Annotated in this window: 3 protein-coding genes and 1 pseudogene; all 4 read right to left on the bottom strand. The window is 51.5% G+C overall.

Features of this window, described 5'->3' with window-relative positions:
* Positions 1-217: pseudogene (locus IV04_RS26985) on the bottom strand (IS21 family transposase); the annotation flags it as partial.
* Positions 218-298: 81 nt separating this feature from the next.
* The gene (locus tag IV04_RS24105) at positions 299-598 is read right to left on the bottom strand and encodes an SRPBCC domain-containing protein (protein ID WP_081893294.1); all 300 of its coding nucleotides are present in this window, start codon (positions 596-598) and stop codon (positions 299-301) included.
* 2 nt (positions 599-600) lie between these two features.
* On the bottom strand, positions 601-915 hold the full coding sequence (locus IV04_RS24100) for a helix-turn-helix transcriptional regulator (RefSeq protein ID WP_037393744.1): 315 nt from the start codon (positions 913-915) through the stop codon (positions 601-603).
* Positions 916-1,211: 296 nt separating this feature from the next.
* The coding region (locus tag IV04_RS24095; protein WP_037441748.1) for an Ig-like domain-containing protein at positions 1,212-2,501 on the bottom strand (1,290 nt) is incomplete at its 5' end.

Raw genomic sequence — 2,501 nt, 5'->3', positions numbered from 1 at the left:
CAGTATTCCAGACATGCTCACACAAGCGCAGATCAACATAGTCCATGAACGGACGAAGTTTTCTCATCGGTTCGCGCCGTCGAGCGTTAACGGGTTTTTCAGTGAGATGTCGTCGAACCGTTCGCTCGGAGCATCCGATATGGTGAGCAATGTCTATAATATGCGCACCGTGAATACGCATCTGCTTTATCATGAGAAGGTCCCCTCTGCTTAACATGCGGCTTCTCCGTTTGGTGTAGGAACCTTAAGAGAAGCCCATGTTGGGTGGAGTGGACAAAATTCATGCTGTTTTCCGGTCTTATATCAGTGTTGCTGACACACGACTGTAGCTCGCCGGATCGGTCGCTTGCGAGGCGCTCGCCCAGGTGATGACCAGACGCGTTGGCGGCATGACTTCGACCACCTGACCGACCAATTGGACTGCACGTTGTTCGTTGGCACGCACGTGTTCCCAGTTCGCCCCTGGTTTCCAGTCGGAAATGTTCTCATGGCCCCAGTAACGCCGGGCGATCTCCGGCTTAGTGATGGCCTCGAACACCTTTTCCGGTGTCGAGCGGATGTATGTCACATAAACGAAACTCGTCTTCTCTTTGTTCATCACTACTCTCCTTCAAGTTCTTGCTTCAGATCGTGCAGCAGGCTGAGCCGCTGCCCTTCGAATTTCCGCACCCACCGCTCGTAGACCTCGTGCAGTGGCACCGGGTTGATGAAATGTAACTTTTCCCTGCCACGCCGAACCGTACTCACCAAGTTGGCCGCCTCGAGGATCCCGATGTGTTGGGTAGCCGATTGCCGCGCCATACTCAGGTGTTCACACAGTTCACCCAGTGTCTGCCCGTTCTTCTCGTACAACAGATCGAGCAGCTTTCTACGTGTGGGGTCGCCCAGCGCTTTAAAAACTTTGTCAGCATCCATCGTTGTGTCTTTAGGTGTGTGTTTGTACGAGAGGTGATTATATGCAGGCAATTACCTGCATGTCAAAAAGAACTTCAACTCGTGTGTTATGACGAAATTGGGTAGGAGTCCCCTTTAAAATCGGGCACGCCTAAAAAAAAGCCCGGGAAAGATCCCAGGCCTTTGAGAAACCAGCCAGTCAGCCTTAACCGACTGGCATTACCCTTTACAGGGGTTGATACAAAACCGGTGTTTCAGCAGAAACCGTAGCCTGAACGATTGATCGTCAAACCCGGTTACCTTCACAACCTCAGATCTTAGTTATAGATGATCTGCATACCAGAAACGTAACCTGTACCCGTCGTAGCGCTGGTATAAACGATAATCCCGTAAACCTCATCAGTGATCGTAGCGGTATACTGCGTACCCGTTGATGAACCCACCTGGTGAGCGGTTCCATCGTTCCATGACAACTGTTGCAACAATCTATTCACAAAATCTACGCTTGATACTATAGCACTGTATCCCGTAATCGATTTTACCGTGTTCAGGTCAAGTACTTGAGAAGACGCTGAGCCACCGCTGCCTCCGGCAATCAACTTGCCACCTGAGTAAATCCCATCAATCACATCCCCACTATTGAACGTTAGCGTTGGATATTTCTCTTTCGAAATCAGCGTAGTATAACCCGTTTGTGTACCGATAATCGCGCTTGTCTTAGCAACGATAACGCTAACATTCGCTGTCGCACTCACACCGTCAGAAGTAATAGAAATTGTCCCGGTCTCGTTTTCACTGGTGGATGAAATATTCCCTGAGGCATCAACCAGGATTTTCGGGTTGCTGCTCTTCCAGGTACCCGTCTTGGTAATATCGACCGTTGAACCGTTCGAATATTTCGCCTGCGCGGTCACACTGGCAGAGAAATATTTCGTCAACGTAATGTCCTGCTTGCTTAAGACAATGCTTTTCAACACGTTCTTAAAGCTTGCCGGTACGCTGTTGGACGATTGCCCATTCAACTTGGCGCTGACCGTTACCGTTTCCTGTGCCGTATCGATGATGCCGATTTTAGCCTGGCCGTTTTCATCAATAGAAACGGTGCTGTTACCGACAAACTTGGCACTCCCGGTGGTGGAGAAGGTCACAGCCAGAGCCCCTGCCTTACCGGTGATCACGTTGCCATTCTTATCCGTCACTGTAATGACCAGATTATGGGTAGAAAGCCCGGTCGGCGTATCGCCATCGACCTGCGTTTCAATCGTGGTTGCAGCGGTTTCAAGCACCAACCCGTTGGTGGTGTTGATCTGTGCCGTACTGACATCCGCGTCGAAGCTCAGGTTGGTGCTGCTGGTGACGCCGCCCACATTGGCTTCCACCTTCACGTTGCCTGACTTAGTGCTGCTCACCGGCAGAGTGGCGATACCGTTGACATCGGTGGTCACTGTCTGCTGACGCGTGGTGCCATCCGGATCGGTCACAGTAAACACCACGTCATACCCGGCAATCGGGTTGCCGTTGGCATCCTTGACCGGTAACTGCACAGTGTTGACGTCAGTGCCGTTGGCCAGAGTGCTGCCAGTGCCCGCCGTCAGGCCGTTCTGATC

The sequence above is a fragment of the Serratia sp. Ag1 genome, from assembly GCF_000743355.1.
Classification (GTDB): Bacteria; Pseudomonadota; Gammaproteobacteria; order Enterobacterales; family Enterobacteriaceae; genus Chania.
Note: the sequence above shows the minus strand (reverse complement) of the source record. Positions and strands in the feature narration are given on the sequence as shown.